We start from the raw sequence: 17,917 nt of genomic DNA on the forward strand, positions 1-17,917 counted from the left end.
GGAGTTTGATTTGAGGTTCTTATTAGCTTATGTAAAATACATGTTCCATGACCTCCCAAATACGGCAAATCATTGTAAAGTACCTGAACCAATCAGCCTCATCCCAAGATATGGACGAGTTGACACATTGGATCAAAGCACCGGGCCATACCGAGGAGTTCCAATCATTTGTACGTACCCACTATGCCATTGACCATATCATGAAAGATTTTGACACTGAGCAGGAGAAAACAAAACTCCTTATCAACATCCGAAAAGCCGAAAAGCAAAAAAAGGTCAGAAGATTATGGATACGCACAACGGCCGCTGCCGCTTCTATCCTAGTAATCGTGTCCCTCGGTCTGTACATGGGCCAAAAGGGCACAGCTCCAATTTCTAAAGCACCTATTATCGTGGACAACACGATACGTCCCGGTACGGACAAGGCCACCCTGACCCTGGAGGACGGTAGTACGATAATCCTCGAAAAAGGCATGAATTACCAATCAGCGAATGCCACAAGTAACGGAGAGGAAATCGTCTATGGTTCCAACCCAGCACCAAAAACGAAAAATGACAGACCAGCGACCAACACGCTGACCGTTCCAAGGGGAGGCCAATTCTTCCTGACCCTAGCAGACGGGACCAAGGTATGGCTCAACTCGGAATCCCAATTGAAATATCCCGTGACCTTCAAAAATGGAGAACCAAGGATAATTGAATTGGTGTACGGCGAGGGCTATTTTGATGTGTCCCCAAGTTACGAACACGAAGGTTCACGGTTTCAAGTACATAACAAGCACCAAACCGTGGAGGTACTGGGCACCGAGTTCAACATCAACGCCTACAAAGGTGAAACTGTTATATATACGACCCTTGTTGAGGGAACGGTGACCCTGTCTTATGAGGGGAACACCCCTGCCTCGCCAGTAGGCAGGCAAAACCTGTTGCCCGACCAGCAGTTCCAATACAATGTCCAAGACAAAACCGTATCAATTACCAAGGTGAACATATCGGATGTAGTTTCTTGGAAGGAAGGCATATTCAGTTTTGACTACACCCCGCTGGAAGATATCATGAAGGTATTGGAACGATGGTACGATATGCAGGTGGTCTTTGAAAACAACACCTTGCGAAAAGAACGCTTTATCGGCTCCATCAATAAAAAATATACCATCGAGGAGGTTTTAGCCGCCCTGATGGAAACCAACATCATCCAGACCTACGAGATTCACGGGAACACGATTGTCCTTAAATGACCGGAAAAACAACAATAGCAGCACATGACTGCCCAACCATAGCTTTTAATAATGAAAACCTTTAAAAACCACAACTGTATGAAACCAAAAACCTAACAGCGTAAGAAATAATTGCCTCCACGGCAAGTGGAAAAGGAGGAATATAGCCGGCACCTGGACAGTTCAGACTATACCCCCCTAACGTCATTATCAGTTAAATAACTAACAAGTAACACTCAAATTTATGGAAATTAATAAAAGAGATCCCCGCTATCATAAAATAGATGGGATACTTAAATGCATTATGCGGACACTAGTACTCTTATTTTGTGTAGCCACATTCGGATTGACCCCCAAGGAAAGCATGTCCCAACGCATCATGATCGATGCCGACAAGACCGTATCCGTCGAGGAAGTTTTTCGGATCATCAAGTCCCAGACCAAGCAGTATATGTTCATCTACCATGAAGGACTGTTGAAGGACCTGCCCAAAGTCGAGTTGAAGAAAGGCACCATCCGAATGGACAAGCTCATCAACAAAAGTCTGTCCAAAGCCAACCTCAATGTGGTAGTGACCAAGAACAACACCATCTTGATCAAGGAGCGAAAAAAGAACGAACAACAACAGGTAAGCGGAACCGTCACCGACGAAGCAGGAACCCCCATACCCGGGGTCACCGTATTGGTAAAGGGAACCACCTTGGGCACGGCAACGGATTTCGACGGCAACTATCAAATCACCATCCCCAGCCCCGACCATGTACTGGTATTTACCAGTGTTGGTTATGATACTCAAGAAATAACAGTCGGACAGCGGACAATGATTAATGTTCAGCTCAAAGAAGGCGTTCAGGAACTAGACGAAGTGGTGCTCAATGCGGGCTATTATAAGGTATCCGAGAAAGAAAGGACCGGAAGCATTGCCGTGATCGATGGAAAGACCATGGAAAAGCAGCCTGTATCAAATCCCTTGAGTGCCATGCAGGGGTATTTGTCCGGGGTCAATATTGTCCAGACCACTGGGGTTCCAGGTAGCGGATATTCCATAGAGGTGCGTGGTCGAAATTTTATCAATGGTGTATCTGATCCACTCTACATTGTTGATGGTGTTCCTTTTGGTTCACAATCGTTGGGTTCGGCACGGCTGGCGGATGCGATCGTAGGGGAGAATGTCAGCCCACTGAATGCCATCAATCCAAATGACATCGAGAGTATAGAGGTGCTCAAAGATGCCGATGCCACTGCCATCTATGGTTCACGTGGGGCGAACGGTGTGGTACTGATCACTACCAAGAAAGGGAAGGCCGGTAAGACCCGGTTTGATGCACACCTAAGTTCTTCCCTTGGCAAGGTTTCCAATTTTATGGACCTATTGAATACACAACAGTATTTAGAACTGAGGAGGGAGGGATTCGCAAATGATGGATTGGAAAACCTTTTGGATGAGCCGATGTTCGATTCTTTTTGGCCCGATATTACGTTATGGGACAACAATCGATATACCGATTGGCAGAAGGAACTCATTGGGGGGACGGCATACCGGAACAATGCGCAGCTTTCTGTCTCTGGGGGAAGTCAACAAACACAGTTCCTTGTTAGCAGTTCCTATCAAAAACAGACCACGGTGTTCCCTGGGGATTTTAAATATTTGAGAGGTACGGTACATAGCAATCTGAACCATCGATCTGAAAATGATCGTTTCAAGTTCAATCTCACCACGAGCTACAGCATTGAGGACAACCAAATGCCCAGTGTGGATTTTACGGGAATGGCCTACACGTTGCCACCAAATGCCCCTGCCCTATATGACGGGGAAGGAAACCTGAATTGGGAGGACAATACATGGGATAATCCATTGGCCGCTCTGGAGGATACCTATGGATCCAAATCAAAGACCTTGATATCCAATGCCATGGTTTCGTACACGGTGTTGCCCAATTTGGAGGTGAAGACAAGTCTTGGATTCACCAGCTATCGTCTGGATACCTATCGGGCCATGCCCAGTTCGGCCAGGAATCCAAGTTTAGGACTCACCCCGCAAAATTATTCCAGTCTGTTCACCAATGCTTCACAGAGGGAATCGTGGATCATTGAGCCACAGCTGAACTGGCGGAAGAAGTGGAGCTGGATGTCCATGGATGTTCTTTTGGGGACCACCTTTCAGAAGGAAAGTACTGAACAATTGGTACTGCGGGGAAGGGGTTTCCCAAATAATGGGCTGATCTGGAATCTGGGAGCTGCGGAAACATTGGAGGTCAACTCCAATACGGATGGAGAATACAATTACAATGCACTTTTTGGACGTCTTCATTTGAAGTTTTTGGATCGGTATTTGATCAATCTTACCGGACGAAGGGATGGCTCTTCCCGTTTTGGTCCAGGCAAGCAGTTTGGAAATTTTGGGTCCATGGGATTGGCTTGGATTTTTTCAAGGGAATCCGTTTTTGGGGAGAATTCCCCATTGAGCTTTGGAAAGTTGCGGGCTAGTTATGGTACGACCGGAAGTGACAATATAGGGGATTACCGGTTTTTGGATACCTATACCGTAAGTGGAAACAGTTACGATGGTGTCACCATTGTGGAACCCACGGGTATTTTCAATCCAGAGTTTGGTTGGGAGGAGAATCGGAAGTTGGAGGCAGCCCTCGAATTGGGCTTTTTCAAGGATAGGGTGATGGTCAATACGGCATGGTACAGGAACCGCTCCTCGAACCAGTTGGTGGGAATACCCCTGGCCGCAACTACCGGATTTTCCCAACTCACCGGGAATTTTGATGCCATTGTGCAGAACACAGGTGTTGAGATCGATGTCATTACCGTTAACATTCAGTCCGATAAGGTCCGCTGGTCCACGAACTTAAATTTGACTATTCCGAACAATAAACTTGTAGCCTTCGATGGCTTGGAAGAATCCACTTTTGCCAACAGATATGTCATAGGGGAACCCCTTTCCATCGTGAAACTATATAAGTCCTTGGGTGTTGACCCTGAAACAGGGCTCTATCAGTTTGAGGACTTTGACGGCGATGGGAATACGAGTAGTACTGGTGATAGGGAATGGATCGAAGACTTTTCACCAAGTTTCTTTGGGGGCTTGGGCAATTCCCTGAGTGTTGGGGACTTCACCTTGGAAGTATTTTTCCAGTTCAAAAAACAAAAGGGCTTTAATGCATTTCGGTTCAATGCCACTCCAGGAATACAGAGAAATGCCATAGTGGAGTTGTACGATAGATGGCAGGAGCCCGGGGATGTCAATTCCATCCAAAGGGCTTCCAGTGGCTTTGATCTCAATAACAATCAAGGTGTCTTCCAACGGGAAAGTAATGCCGCTGTATCGGATGCTTCATTTCTGCGCCTGCGCAATGTTTCCTTGAACTATCAGATACCTATCTCAAGTGATGGATTGGATATCAACGTCTACCTACAGGGTCAGAATATGTGGACCTGGTCCAATTACCTGGGGCCGGATCCCGAGCAGCCCTCAGATCTACGATTGCCTCCATTGAGGCAAATGACCTTGGGACTTCAATTCAGCTTTTAACCTTAAAAAATGCGCAATGAAACTTTTTAATTCAATAAACTTCCAACCACTATTTCAAAGAACCGAACGGTTTAAATCATGTTATTTGGGGTTTGTCCCCTTGCTTATCCTTTTTGGTCTGTTATTTATAGGATGCTCTGACTTTGTTGAAGTGGATCCGCCAAGGAACACTTTGATTTCGGAGACCGTTTTTGATAATCCTTCAACCGTGGAATCCGCTTTGGCGAACCTCTATTTTGAAATGAGGGAACAGGGTATGATCTCGGGAAGCTCTGGTGTGACACCGGCCCTGGGAATTTATACAGATGAACTGGATTATTATGGGACCAGTGCGGACTATTCCCAAATCTATCGACATAATGTGCTGGCCGGGAACGGGCTTATCATGGGTTGGTGGAGCCAAGCGTACTATTTGATTTATAGTTCCAATGATATTATCAAAGGTGTTGAAGGTTCAGGTAATCTGACCGATGTGGAGAAAAGAAGGTTCAAGGGTCAGGCCCTATTCGTTAGGGCATATGTCCATAGCCTATTGGTAGCCCTATTCGGGGATGTGCCCTATATCAAAACAACGGATTATATGGAGAACAACAAAGTTACTCGTTCCACAGAAAATGAGATATATGATGATATTATTGTGGACTTGTTGGAGGCACAGGATTTATTGAGGAACATGGAACCGCGATCGGACCAAAGGGTCTTGCCCGATATGCATACCGTGAATGCTTTATTGGCAAGGATTTACCTATATACCGAAAATTGGGAGAGGGCGGCATCCTTGGCTACAGCACTTATTGAGGTTTTTCCATTGGAGGAGGATCTGGACCAGGTGTTCCTCAAAGAATCTTCGGAAACCATTTGGCAACTAAAGGCCGATGAGGATAATCCTAAGAATACCAAAGAAGCAGCTCAATTGATCATTCAGGGCATTCCGGGGCAAACCTATGCCCTGACCCAAGATTTTTTGAATGCTTTTGAACCTGATGACCTACGATTTGAACATTGGATCGGGAGCATATCGGATGTAGAGAATACCATCACCTTGCACTATCCTTATAAGTACAAGGCTGATCTCAACGAATCCGAATCCTTGGAATACTCCATTCTTTTTCGTTTGACGGAACAATTTTTGATCCGGGCGGAGGCCAGGGCACATATGGGAAATATCAGCGGTGCGCAGGCCGATCTCAATATGATCCGAACTAGGGCGGGACTACCGAATACCCCTGCTTTAACAGAAGGAGATCTTTTGGATGCAATTGTGCGGGAACGCCGGATTGAACTATTTACGGAACAAGGACATCGCTGGTTCGATCTTAAAAGAACTGGACGTGCCAATGGGGTACTGGGTGCCATAAAATCCAATTGGAGGGCCACGGATGTGCTGCTTCCCCTTCCTGAGTCCGAACTGGAAACCAACCCTAATTTATTGCCCCAGAACGAAGGGTACTAGGTTATACCCATACAACTTTTATGCAATGAGACTATTAATAGTATTGGTTCATTTGTACATGATCGCCTTGTTCGGATCGAGTGTGGTGAAGGATCCCCCAGGTTTGGGAATGGGCGATGTCCGGAATTCTCTTGGCTTTTCTGTGCCTTTTTTGACTTCGTACATTGAAGGTGATCAGCTCTACTTGCACATACCCGAAGCAGTTTTGGATCAAACCCTGTTATTTGTAAGGAATGATCATGATGTACAGTACATGTATCTTCAGGTGGTTTGGTCACTGCAAAGGGATAGGCTCCTATTGAAGCAGCGAAATATCCATTCAACTTCGGGCATTATCCTGCCTTTCAAAAAGGGACTGGCCCTAGATGAAAATATATTGTCCATTTTTCCCTTGGTAAAAAGGGATAGTTCCGGGTATACCATAAACATAACCGATTTTGTCCTTCATAGGGGCATTCCATGGGAACCTGGTTTTACAGAAACCCCGGTTCCTGACCTTAGTTTTTTGATAGGTAGAAAGGACTTTGCGGATGAGGTGCTCATCAAGGTTCGAAAAGGATTGGTCTTGGGAAATTCCAAAATAGCCGTACCCGTGGTCTATGGATTCAGTGTGCTGCCGGAACCGATGAAAGCAAGGAAGTTTGATTATCGTATGGGATTCTACGATGAAGAAACATCAGCAGGGCATTCAGGGGTAAAGAACAAACTGGCCAACATATCCAAATGGCGTTTGGAAAAACAATTCCCGGATCAAACTGTTAGTGTGCCCAAAAAACCAATTACCTTTTGGATATCCCCTGAAGTTCCCAAGCAGTGGAGACCCTACATCAGGGCTGGGATAGAGGAGTGGTTGCCCGCTTTTGAATCCGCGGGATTCAAGGATGCCATTGTGGTTCGCGAAATGGATAGCCTAGAACGGTGGCAACCCTTTAGTATCCATTCCAGTTTGATCAAATGGTCACAACGCAAATACCTTCGAGGATCAGAGGAGGAAGATTATGGCGGTACTGTTGCCAAGGTGATTGATTTGAGGACAGGGGAAATCTTGAAGGGGGATATCATTATGGGATCCTCAGAACAAACCATAATGGAGCAGTACTTCATTAGGGCTGCTCCTTTGGACAAACAAGCGCAAGGATTTCCATTTCCTGAAGTACTTACGGGAAGATTATACCAAGTTTTGGCTGCCCATGAAGCAGGCCATGTTTTGGGGATCATGGATGGAAACTTTGGGGAAGCCACCTATCCTTGGGACAAAATGAACGATAGTCTTTGGTTAAAGGATATGGGTCATACCCCAAGTATCATGAACTATTCCAGGACCTCCAATATTCCACAACCCGAGGATAGTATTCCCCCAACCTTATTATTACAAAAGGTAGGCCCAACCGATAGATATCAAATACAATGGGCCTACACGGAGTTCCCTGATGGTACTTCAATCCCATTGGAAGAAAGTGTATTGGAACGAATGATCCGATGGCAGGATTCCGTGCCATGGTATCGGTTCAATGCCACGCGACCAGATATATCGGGCCCAGCAAACTCTGATGAGGTGGTAGAGACCAATGACCCGGTTCGCAGTACCACATTGGCATTGCTAAATGTAAAAAGGGTTATGGGATTACTGCCCGAAGTAACGAAAGACCAAAAGGATAATTCCCGGTTGGAACGCTTATATGATAAGACCTTGGGATTGTGGAGTGCCCACATGAAGCATGTCTTGACCTTGATAGGAGGATATGATATCCATTACAAATCGATCAATCAATCGGGACAATTGTACAGCCCAATTCCTTGGGTGAAGCAGCATGAAGCCCTTGATTTCATATTGTCAGAAGCTCTAGATCCTCCAGGGTGGTTGACCGATCCCAATTTTCTGGAAGGTACAAGATATTCCACCTTTCCAGATGTGGTCATGGAAAACCAAAGGGTCTGGGTAATGGAATTACTGTCCTCATTAAGAATCGGGCGGTTGGAATATATGGAACGGTTACCCGGTTTTGAGGACGTCTTACAAAAATATCTGGCCCAATTGCGATCTGGACTTTTTAGAGAGTTGGAAGGACCGAGTGAAGGTGTCGGTCCGAGGCGACAAGAGTTACAACAGATTTATATCCAAGCCATGGTTGACAACCTGAACAGGGAACGCCCCATTTTTGACCCACAGCAAAGGATTATTGCCCCAACCGAATATGCCCAGGGAATAATGTTACAGGAATTGATGATTTTGAAAGGGGATATTGAGAAGGCAATGAAAAGGAAGTGGGATATGGTCACTTGGGGTCATTGGCAATTATGCTTGAACAAATTGAACGGAATACAATAAAGGACAACCATAACCACAACACACACCAACCAAATCATAATACTTCGATGTTTACATTTTGGTTTGAATGTGTGGGCTAATAATGAGGACCGGACTTTATGGAACCTATGCTCCTACTAAGTTCGGTCCTCATTTTTTAATGGATTCTTAATAATTTTGAATGTATTTATTTAAGGAAATCTTGAGCTTTACGAGATAAGCCAATACTCTCAGGAATAGGAATGAAAAGCGATAAACCCGATTATAGGGCCACTCTTCCTTGACCACCAAAGAGCAGGAACAAGAGTGATTGGAGCTTTTCGCCCACTTTTTTCCGCAGCAGGGCAAAGGCCTTGGTCATCTGCGTCTCCACGGTCTTGACCGATACGCCCATGTGCTTGGCAATCTCCCCATAGGTCAATCCTTCTTTTCGGCTCAATAGAAAGGTCTCCCTGCACTTGGCCGGCAACCGATCTATTTCCCGATTGACAACCTCCATGAGCCGCTCAATTCGCTCAGGATCCTCTTTCTCCAAATAGGTATCCAATTCCTCGATATACTTTTTTTCCAAAGCCGTGGTGGCCATCTCCTTACGGTACTGGTCCACGAACTCATTATAGACCGCACGGTAGAGGTAGCGCTTCAGGTCCAGATCCGGATGCAGCCGCTCCCGCTTTTCCCAGAGCCGGATCAATACGTTCTGCACGATGTCCTCCGCCTTATAGGCATCCCGCGATAGATTGGCCGCATAGTGGCAGAGTTCCACATAGTACAGTTCCACCAAAGTAGCATAGGCCCTCCGGTCCCCTTTTCTAAGGGAGGGCAGGAGTGCAGTGTCATGTCGGGGAAGCTTTTCCATAGGCGTGTCCGATAACAGGTCCTTAACAAAAATATCAATTTTTTTTAACCTTGCGTCAGGGTGTCCCTTTTCCGGGTTCGTCTTAGGATAAAACAAAGCGGATGGATCCAGCTATCGAGACCCTAATCGTAAAATTCTTGGCCAACGAGGCCAATAGGGACGAACTCCTTGCCCTGGAGGAATGGGTGAAAAAGGACCCCGATGCACCCAAGTTTGTGGAGCACATCAAGGTCAATGTGGCCGTGAACCGAATCATGGACAGCTATGATACCCAGCACGCCAAAACGGTCCTATTGGATCATATCGACCAGAAGCAGGCACACATCCGTCGCAAACAACGTACGAGCATTTTAAAGTATGCAGCCCTGTTGATTCTGGCCCTTGGGCTCGGGTATGTGCTGACACAACAGGTGTTTGACGAAAATGGCAAACAGAGCAAGCCCGTGATCGTGGACAACCAGATCCAAGTTGGTAGAGAACGGGCAATCTTGACCCTTGGAGATGGTTCAAAGGTCACCCTTGAAAAAGGGGCCAACTACCAATCCCAAAACGCAACCAGCAATGGGGAGGAGATTGTCTATGCACAAACCGTGACCGAAACGGCCCTCAACACCATAACCGTACCCAGGGGAGGGCAGTTCTTTGTCCAGCTCTCCGATGGGACCAAGGTATGGCTCAATGCCGAATCCCAACTGCGATATCCGGTATCCTTTCAAGCGGACCACGTACGGGCCGTGGAACTGGTCTATGGCGAAGCCTATTTAGAGGTGTCCCCCAGTACGGAACATAACGGGTCCCGGTTCCAACTCAGCCATTCCCAGCAAACTATTGAGGTCCTCGGCACCCAGTTCAATGTCAAGGCCTATAAAGACGAAACCAAGGTCAGAACCACCCTGGTAGAGGGTCAAGTAGCCTTGGAAGCGCAAGGGCAAACAAGTACATTGGCCCCGGGCTTTCAAGCGGTATGGGACCGGGAAGCGGGAACTCTCTCCACAGCCCAAGTGGATGTCTACGACCAGATTTCTTGGAAAGAAGGTGTGTTCAGTTTCAACCGAATGGCCCTTGGGGAGATCATGAAAGTGCTCTCACGCTGGTACGATATGGAGGTAGTGTTCGAAGACCCCAAACTGGCCCAACAAGGATTTACGGGGGCATTGGGCCGGGAACAGGAGATCACCGAGATACTGGACAACATCAAAGACTTTAATATGATCGAAAACTATGCGATCAAAGGAAATACCATAACCTTAAAATAGACCGAAATGGACAGCAGCTAAGCACGGATTTTTTCACACAAGGGGATAAAACCCCTTCCCAAAACGCACAAAAAAAGGGAGCGAAGCCAAACATTTTGCCGATGGCCGACTTCGTCCCTACAGTGCCAATCAACGAATTGTATAACTAACACAAGACAAATTTATGGAAATTGGAACAACCAAACCCTATGGAAGGGCCCAAAGGCTTTTCCTGTACCTTATGAGAACCTTTATCTTCTTGCTCTGTACCACCATGTTCGGACTCACGACCAAGACCACCTTTTCCCAAGAGAAGGTGACCGTGGCCACAGACCGGACATTGACCGTGGACGAAGTGTTCGACCTGATCAAAACACAGACCAAGTACCGATTCATCTATCCCCAGGACCTGTTCGCTAATGCACCCAAAATCGACCTTAAAAAGGGAAGGGTCAGCGTGGAACAACTCTTACAACAGGCCGTTCAGAGAGAGGCCTTCAACATTATCCTAGGCCGGAACGACCGTATCATCATCCGACCCAAACAACAGGCCCTCCAACGCCAAATAACCGGGACCGTGACCGATGCCAACGGGATACCCCTCCAAGGCGTGACCGTGGTATTGAAGGGCACCACACGGGGGACCCTGACCGATTTTGAAGGAAACTACACCATACAGGTGGTCGACCCCGAACAGGTCCTGGCCTTCTCCTATCTGGGCTTCACCCCCCAAGAGATCATAGTGGGCACCCAGAGCACCATCAATGTGCAGTTGGAAGAAAGTGTCAGTGCTCTCGACGAAGTGGTGCTCAACGCAGGATATTATACGGTCTCTGAAAAAGAGCTTACAGGTAATATCGAAAAAGTGTCCGCCGTGGATATTGAAAAACAACCCATCTCCAATCCCCTTGCCTCGCTTCAAGGACGTGTGGCCGGAGTGGACATTGAGCAGGTTTCAGGTCTGCCGGGTTCCAACTTTAGGATACAGATCAGGGGCAGAAACAGTATCCGTCCAGGGGCCAGCGAACCCTTGTACATCATCGATGGTGTTCCCTTTGCCTCCACAAGTCTGGGGGAGTCCCAGGCCTCATTACCCTTGCCAGGTGGCGGGATAAACCCTTTGAACAACATCAATCCCTCCAGTATTGAAAGTATCGAAATCCTAAAGGATGCCGATGCTACGGCCATCTATGGGTCCCGTGGTGCCAACGGGGTGGTGCTCATCACCACAAAGAAAGGGAACCATGGAGCCACTAAAATTGAGATCGGCTTGCAAACGGGACTTGGGACAATAGCAAATAAGGTCAATCTTTTGGACACACCCGAGTATTTGACCATGAGGAGGGAGGCCTTTGCCAATGACGGCATTGGCCCCATTCCTTCCTATGCCTATGATGTGAACGGGACATGGGACCTGGACAGGAATACGGATTGGCAAAAGGAATTGTTCGGCAATACCTCCTATCTGACCGATGTCCAGGGATCCATATTCGGAGGAAATGAATCCACGCAGTTCTTGGTCAGTGGAAACTACCATAGACAGACCAGTGTCTTCCATGGGGATTTCCACAATGATAAGATCGGGGTGGCGAGTAATCTAAGCCATAAAACAGCAGATGAACGATTCTCCATACAATTGTCCACCACCTTCAGTTCCAACAAGAACCGACTTCCCGGGGATGGACTGTTGGTCTTGGACGCCCTAAACTTGGCCCCCAACGCACCAGACCTATATTCCACCAATGGTACCTTGAACTGGGAGAATTCAACTTGGAGCAATCCCTTGGCCAAACTTGAGAGCAACTACACTTCACAGGGGACGACCTTGATCTCAAATGCACGATTGGAATATCGGGTTCTTGATGGTTTGAGGGCAAGTGCCAACCTGGGCTATACAGAAAACCATCTTCGTGAGCTTACAACCGTTCCTTCCACTATCTATGACCCTGCCTATGGCATAGGACCAGAGAGTTCCTATGCCGTGCACAATACGGGGGAGAGGACATCCTATATCATAGAGCCACAACTTCACTATGATCATGACTTTGGTTTACTTCGGTTGACCACCTTGGCCGGGCTTACCTTTCAGGGACAAACCACCCAAAGACTATCCCAATTTGCCTTTGGATTCACCAACAATAGCCTGATGGCCAATCTATCGGCTTCATCCAGTCAGTTTCCCATAGCGGATTTGACCGAGGAATATCAATATCAGGCATTTTATGGTCGTGTGAACCTAGCGGTAAAGGACCGGTACTTTTTGAATTTCACAGGGCGTCGCGATGGCTCCAGTAGGTTTGGGCCCGATAAACGCTATGCCAATTTTGGGGCCATTGGAGCTGCCTATATTTTTTCAAGGGAAGAGTTCATCCAACATGGCATACCCTTGCTGAGCTTTGGAAAACTAAGAGGGAGCTATGGCACCTCTGGCAGTGACCAAATTGGGGACTACCAATATCTGGATACCTACTCCTTTGGGACCCAGCAGTACCAGAATACCATTGGCCTGTTCCCTACACGTTTGTTCAACCCGGACTTTAGTTGGGAGGCGAACAAGAAACTGGAAGTGGCCCTGGAACTCGGCTTTTTTAAGGACCGTATTTTTTTGAGTGGCAATTATTATAGGAATCGGTCCACCAACCAATTGGTGGGGATACCCCTTCCCGCGACCACGGGATTTTCTTCGGTGAACGCCAATCTGAATGCAACGGTAGAGAATACGGGATGGGAGTTTGAACTGAACACGGTCAACTTTAACAAGGAAAAATTTATTTGGTCCACCGGGCTGAACCTCACCATTCCAAGGAACCGGTTGGTTTCATTTCCCAATCTCGAAGGTTCTACCTATGCCAACCAATTGGTGATAGGCGAACCGTTGAACATATCCAAGGGATATCGGTTAATCGGGGTCAATTCCGAAACAGGGCTTTATGAATTTGAGGACTTTAATGGTGATGGGATCATTTCTGGCCCAGAGGACCGACAATTGGTGTTGGACCTGAATCCTTCTTTTTATGGCGGTTTGACCAATACGATCACCATAGGTAAACTCACATTGGATATGCTCTTTCAATTTACCGAACAAAAAGGCAGTGGTTATTGGACCCCTGGCAGTATCGTTGTGGGAGGTTTGGCCAATCAGCCAGAGTCGGTATTACAGCGTTGGCGACAGGAAGGGGATGTGGCACCGGTCCAACGTTTCTCCACAGGTGCATCACAGGAATCGGCCCAAGCTTTTCGGCAATATACACAGAGCAATGCCTCGGTTTCCGATGCCTCGTATATCCGGTTGAAGACATTGTCCCTATCGTATCGATTGACCGAAGCAAAAGACCATGCATTCGGTTGTGAGCTCTACCTCAGGGGACAGAACCTGTTGACACTTACCGGGTATGATGGCCTAGATCCAGAAACAAGAAGCAATCAGGCCGTTCCCCCTTTAAGGGTGATAACCTTGGGTACAAGAATAACTTTTTAAACAAATCGATATGCATACAAATAATAGAACGACTCGCCAACTAAACTTTCTAAGGGCATTTATAGGCACGGTACTTTTGACCCTGTGTTCCTGTGAGCAGTATTTGGAAGTGGATCCACCTAAAAACCAATTGACCGGGGAGGTGGTCTTTGAGGATGCCGCAACGGTAGATGCCGCGTTTGCGTATATTTACGCGGAACTGAGGGAAAATGGCTTCACAACAGGGGGTACACAAGGGCTGTCCTACCTTATGGGCCATTATTCGGATGAATTTGACCTTTATAGTTCCACACTTCCCGGTGTGCTCAATTATACCAACAACACCGTACTGCCATCCGATAATAGCGTTAAGAATCTATGGGACACAGGGTACGGACTTATCTATGCGGCCAATGCGCTATTGGAGGGTGTATCCAGCTCGGGTTCCCTATCGGACGTGGAGAAGGAACGATTCCTTGGAGAGGCCTACTTTATAAGGGCGTTCCTGCACTTCTACTTGGTTAATATCTTCGGGGAGGTTCCCTATATAATGACCACGGAATATGATGAAAATAGGGATATTGACAAATTGAAAATAGCCGAGGTTTACCGACATATCGAGGACGACCTTCTAATGGCCAAAGGAATGCTGGCTTCATCACCGACTGATTTGGAAAGGTTCCGTCCTAATCATTGGACCGCATCCGCCATGTTGGCCCGGGTTTACCTTTACCGAGAAGAATGGCAAATGGCCATCGATGAGGCTTCGAATATCCTGAGCGATAGTGAGTATTCCCTGAATCTTGATGTGGACAAGGTATTCCTAAAGGAAAGTCCAGAGACCCTATGGCAACTGGGACCTGGACTCCCGGGCAACAATACCAAGGAAGCTTTTACTTTTGTCATTGTGAACGGACCACCTCCCAATTCAGCACTGACGCCAACCTTGATAGGCAGCTTTGAAGAGGGTGATGCACGTTTCGATCATTGGATTGGATCCGCAACAGATGGCTTGGAAACTTGGTATTTCCCGTTCAAGTACCGCCAATTTGTCCCGACGGCTTCTACCCAGGAATGTTCCATCATCTTTCGATTGGCGGAGCAATATCTCATCTTGGCAGAAGCCAACGCGCAATTGGGAAATCTTGGTCCTGCCTTGGTTTTTTTGAACACTGTTCGCAGCAGAGCCTCCTTGCCTCTCCTTGGCAATTTGGACAAGACTTCCCTTTTGGAAGCCGTTCAAGCGGAGAGAAGAGTCGAATTTTTCTCGGAACAGGGCCATAGGTTCTTTGATCTCAAACGCACCGGGAGGGCCGATGCCGTATTGGCACACCTCAAGTCTGGGTGGGAGAGTTCGGACCAATTACTGCCCATCCCTGAATCGGAACTGTTGTTGAACCCCAATCTATTGCCACAGAATGAAGGGTACTGATATATATAAAGATCCCATAAAAAAACACATGATGCATCGGTTTTTGTTTTTATGTATTTTTTGGATATCAGTCTGTCACCTAAGGGGGCAGACCAATTTTGGCATCAAGGGCCATTTTGGGAATAATCGCCTCCTATTAGAGCTGGATTACAACATATTGGATGTCCCGTTACTGTTTGTTAGGCATGGAAGCGGCCAACATCAAGTAGTATGGTCGAGGGAAGGGGACCATGTCCTTTTGACATTGTCGCAGATTCGTTCTGAATTGGGGTTTTCCCTTCCCCTTTATGATAATTATGCCATAGAGTCCCATATCCTGGACCGTTTTCCAATCATAAAGGAAAGGAGCAATGGGTGTTCGGTCTTTATCGATGCCACGGAACTGTTCTTACAAACCCCGATAAAATGGGGTTCGAATGATTCTGAAACTGTATTTCTCGACCAATCATACATACGTGACGTGTCCTATTTGGACAATGAAACCATTATCCGGACCAAACGGACCACTGCTTATCGCACTTCGAGAAGGACCAAGGCGGTGGACTTTAGTTTTTATAAGTTGCCGAATACCATGGAACCACGACTGTTCGACCATAGAATGGCCTTTGTCTATGAAGACCAATATGATATTCTTAATGGACAAGTCAAAACGGAGCAAGGTAGTATTGCACGTTGGCGCTTGGAAAAAAGCGACACGAGAGCAGTCATAAGCAACCCCATCAAGCCCATTGTTCTGTATTTTGACCCCAAGATTCCCGATAAATGGAAACCGTATATCAAAGCGGGGGTTCTGGAGTGGTTGCCCGCATTTGAAAGGGCTGGTTTCAGCAATGCCATTGAAGTCCGTGAATTACCGAAAGACATAGGTAACCTCATGGAAAACAGCGTCAATTATTCCATGATCCGTTGGTCCAAGTATGTTGATGTTAGGGGAAGTCAGATGCGGGGAGGATCCTCGGTACGCAAGATTATCGATAAGCGCACCGGGGAAATCTTGAAGGGGGATATCCTTTTGGCCAATCCCTTCCCCAGCCTTACTGATGATTATATTGTGCGTTGTGCCCCGTTGGATCCAAGAGCACAGCAATACCCCTTGCCGGATGATCTTAAAGGAGAATTGATACAATATGTAACAGCACATGAAATGGGTCATATTCTAGGTATCCGGGATGCCAACTTTGGGGAGTTTGCCTATCCGCTTAACCGAATGAGGGATGCCGAATGGTTGGAAACAATGGGGCATACACCAAGTGTCATGAGTTATTGCCGACATAACCATGTGGCCCAACCGGAGGATGGCATACCGCCCGATCTGTTGATCCAAAAGGTGGGACCTATGGATGCTTTTCACATACAATGGGGGTACCAGCAGATTGCTAGGGTGGAAGGTCCTGAAGCCGAAAGGCCCTATTTGGACATGATTGTGGCTCAACAGGATAGCCTGCCTTGGCTGCGTTACAATCTTGGGACTTTTGAAACCCTAGGGCCCGGCTGTGCAAATGAAGTAGTGGGAAATGATGACCCCATAAATAGTACGAAATTAAGCCTAAAAAACCTCCGTAGAGTATTAGAACTCTTGCCCACCCTTAACAAAGACCAAAGGGATGATGAACTTTTGAAACGGTTGTATGACCGGAGCTTGGAGCTGTGGTACCAACAAATGTCTCATGTGTTATCTATGATAGGAGGGCACAAGATTCAATACAAAACAGGAAGTCAGAAAGGCCTTGTTTATGACCCGATTCCCATGGAAGATCAGCTGGACGCCATGGACTTTCTTTTGCAAAATGCATTGAACGCACCTGATTGGCTTTCCAACCCATCATTCCTGTCAAGAATACACTATTCGACAAATCCTGACAAATTGCTTGAATATCAAGTGAAACTGTTGACCGATATGATAGATCCACTTCGCATCAAGCGATTGGAACAAATGGAATTTTCCGGCATCCATAAAGGAATAACCAATAGATTGGTACTGACCCTAGGGTCTAAACTATTCGGTGATATGGGAGAAGGGAACCGTAAAAGGATGGATCTTCAATGGGCATATCTATCCATGCTGTCCAAAGTCCTTCCAAAGAATAGCTTAAGTACTGATGGGACTTACAGTATAGATAGTTATGGATACAGTGGTTATGCCAAGAGTATATTTTTTTTGGAGGCCCGACGTATCCAAAAACAATTGAAAAAAGGGTATAAAGGAAATTTCGATTCAATAAAAAGCACCCATTTACAACTCTGTCTGAATCAGCTTAATGCCATGTTGCAACAGAGTATGGGAAGTTAAAAAAGGAGCCTAGTCAAGGCTCTTTTTTTTTGATTGATAGATCAAGGTTTTTTTGTTGGCAAATATGCGCCTTAGCGTTAGGAAGTCTGTACATTTAATGGTGCATTCAAATAACAATCCAGATT

Annotated in this window: 9 protein-coding genes; 8 read left to right on the forward strand and 1 reads right to left on the reverse strand. The window is 46.7% G+C overall.

Annotation, left to right across the window (positions count from 1 at the left end; translation table 11 throughout):
- Positions 1-47: 47 nt before the first annotated feature.
- The 4 genes from ACPD8L_RS01760 (at position 48) to ACPD8L_RS01775 (ending at position 8,540) form a co-directional block, all read left to right on the forward strand.
- On the forward strand, positions 48-1,238 hold the full coding sequence (locus ACPD8L_RS01760) for a FecR family protein (protein ID WP_423941520.1): 1,191 nt from the start codon (positions 48-50) through the stop codon (positions 1,236-1,238).
- 283 nt (positions 1,239-1,521) lie between these two features.
- Positions 1,522-4,758, forward strand: coding sequence for a SusC/RagA family TonB-linked outer membrane protein (locus ACPD8L_RS01765; RefSeq protein WP_423941522.1), 3,237 nt, complete (start codon positions 1,522-1,524; stop codon positions 4,756-4,758).
- 16 nt (positions 4,759-4,774) lie between these two features.
- Positions 4,775-6,211 carry a RagB/SusD family nutrient uptake outer membrane protein gene (locus ACPD8L_RS01770; protein ID WP_423941523.1) on the forward strand — a complete coding sequence of 479 codons (1,437 nt, stop codon included), beginning with the start codon at positions 4,775-4,777 and terminating at the stop codon, positions 6,209-6,211.
- Positions 6,212-6,236: 25 nt separating this feature from the next.
- On the forward strand, positions 6,237-8,540 hold the full coding sequence (locus tag ACPD8L_RS01775) for a zinc-dependent metalloprotease (protein ID WP_423941525.1): 2,304 nt from the start codon (positions 6,237-6,239) through the stop codon (positions 8,538-8,540).
- Positions 8,541-8,781: 241 nt separating this feature from the next.
- On the opposite strand, the gene ACPD8L_RS01780 is transcribed toward ACPD8L_RS01775, so the two are convergent.
- Complete coding sequence (locus ACPD8L_RS01780; RefSeq protein WP_423941527.1) at positions 8,782-9,378, reverse strand: RNA polymerase sigma-70 factor; 597 nt, start codon at positions 9,376-9,378, stop codon at positions 8,782-8,784.
- 101 nt (positions 9,379-9,479) lie between these two features.
- Here ACPD8L_RS01780 and ACPD8L_RS01785 point away from each other — a divergent pair, with 101 nt between their 5' ends.
- The 4 genes from ACPD8L_RS01785 (at position 9,480) to ACPD8L_RS01800 (ending at position 17,792) form a co-directional block, all read left to right on the forward strand.
- Positions 9,480-10,634 carry a FecR family protein gene (locus tag ACPD8L_RS01785; RefSeq protein WP_423941530.1) on the forward strand — a complete coding sequence of 385 codons (1,155 nt, stop codon included), beginning with the start codon at positions 9,480-9,482 and terminating at the stop codon, positions 10,632-10,634.
- A gap of 163 nt (positions 10,635-10,797) precedes the next feature.
- A complete protein-coding gene (locus ACPD8L_RS01790; protein ID WP_423941533.1) occupies positions 10,798-14,091 on the forward strand; it encodes a SusC/RagA family TonB-linked outer membrane protein in 3,294 nt (1,097 codons plus the stop codon).
- A 10-nt stretch (positions 14,092-14,101) separates the two neighbouring features.
- Positions 14,102-15,502 (forward strand): RagB/SusD family nutrient uptake outer membrane protein, encoded by a 1,401-nt coding sequence (locus ACPD8L_RS01795; RefSeq protein WP_423941535.1) that lies wholly within the window; start codon positions 14,102-14,104, stop codon positions 15,500-15,502.
- 28 nt (positions 15,503-15,530) lie between these two features.
- Positions 15,531-17,792, forward strand: coding sequence for a zinc-dependent metalloprotease (locus ACPD8L_RS01800; protein ID WP_423941537.1), 2,262 nt, complete (start codon positions 15,531-15,533; stop codon positions 17,790-17,792).
- The last annotated feature ends 125 nt before the right edge of the window (positions 17,793-17,917 follow it).

Source organism: Flagellimonas algicida (assembly GCF_049629585.1).
In the GTDB taxonomy this organism is placed as follows: Bacteria; Bacteroidota; Bacteroidia; order Flavobacteriales; family Flavobacteriaceae; genus Flagellimonas.

Excerpts from the sequence above, each read along its gene's own strand:
- ACPD8L_RS01760 (WP_423941520.1), top strand. The coding sequence starts at position 48 with ATGACCTCCCAAATACGGCAAATCATTGTAAAGTACCTGAACCAATCA.
- ACPD8L_RS01765 (WP_423941522.1), top strand. The coding sequence starts at position 1,522 with ATGCGGACACTAGTACTCTTATTTTGTGTAGCCACATTCGGATTGACC.
- ACPD8L_RS01770 (WP_423941523.1), top strand. The coding sequence starts at position 4,775 with ATGAAACTTTTTAATTCAATAAACTTCCAACCACTATTTCAAAGAACC.
- ACPD8L_RS01775 (WP_423941525.1), top strand. The coding sequence starts at position 6,237 with ATGAGACTATTAATAGTATTGGTTCATTTGTACATGATCGCCTTGTTC.
- ACPD8L_RS01780 (WP_423941527.1), bottom strand. The coding sequence starts at position 9,378 with ATGGAAAAGCTTCCCCGACATGACACTGCACTCCTGCCCTCCCTTAGA.
- ACPD8L_RS01785 (WP_423941530.1), top strand. The coding sequence starts at position 9,480 with ATGGATCCAGCTATCGAGACCCTAATCGTAAAATTCTTGGCCAACGAG.
- ACPD8L_RS01790 (WP_423941533.1), top strand. The coding sequence starts at position 10,798 with ATGGAAATTGGAACAACCAAACCCTATGGAAGGGCCCAAAGGCTTTTC.
- ACPD8L_RS01795 (WP_423941535.1), top strand. The coding sequence starts at position 14,102 with ATGCATACAAATAATAGAACGACTCGCCAACTAAACTTTCTAAGGGCA.
- ACPD8L_RS01800 (WP_423941537.1), top strand. The coding sequence starts at position 15,531 with ATGATGCATCGGTTTTTGTTTTTATGTATTTTTTGGATATCAGTCTGT.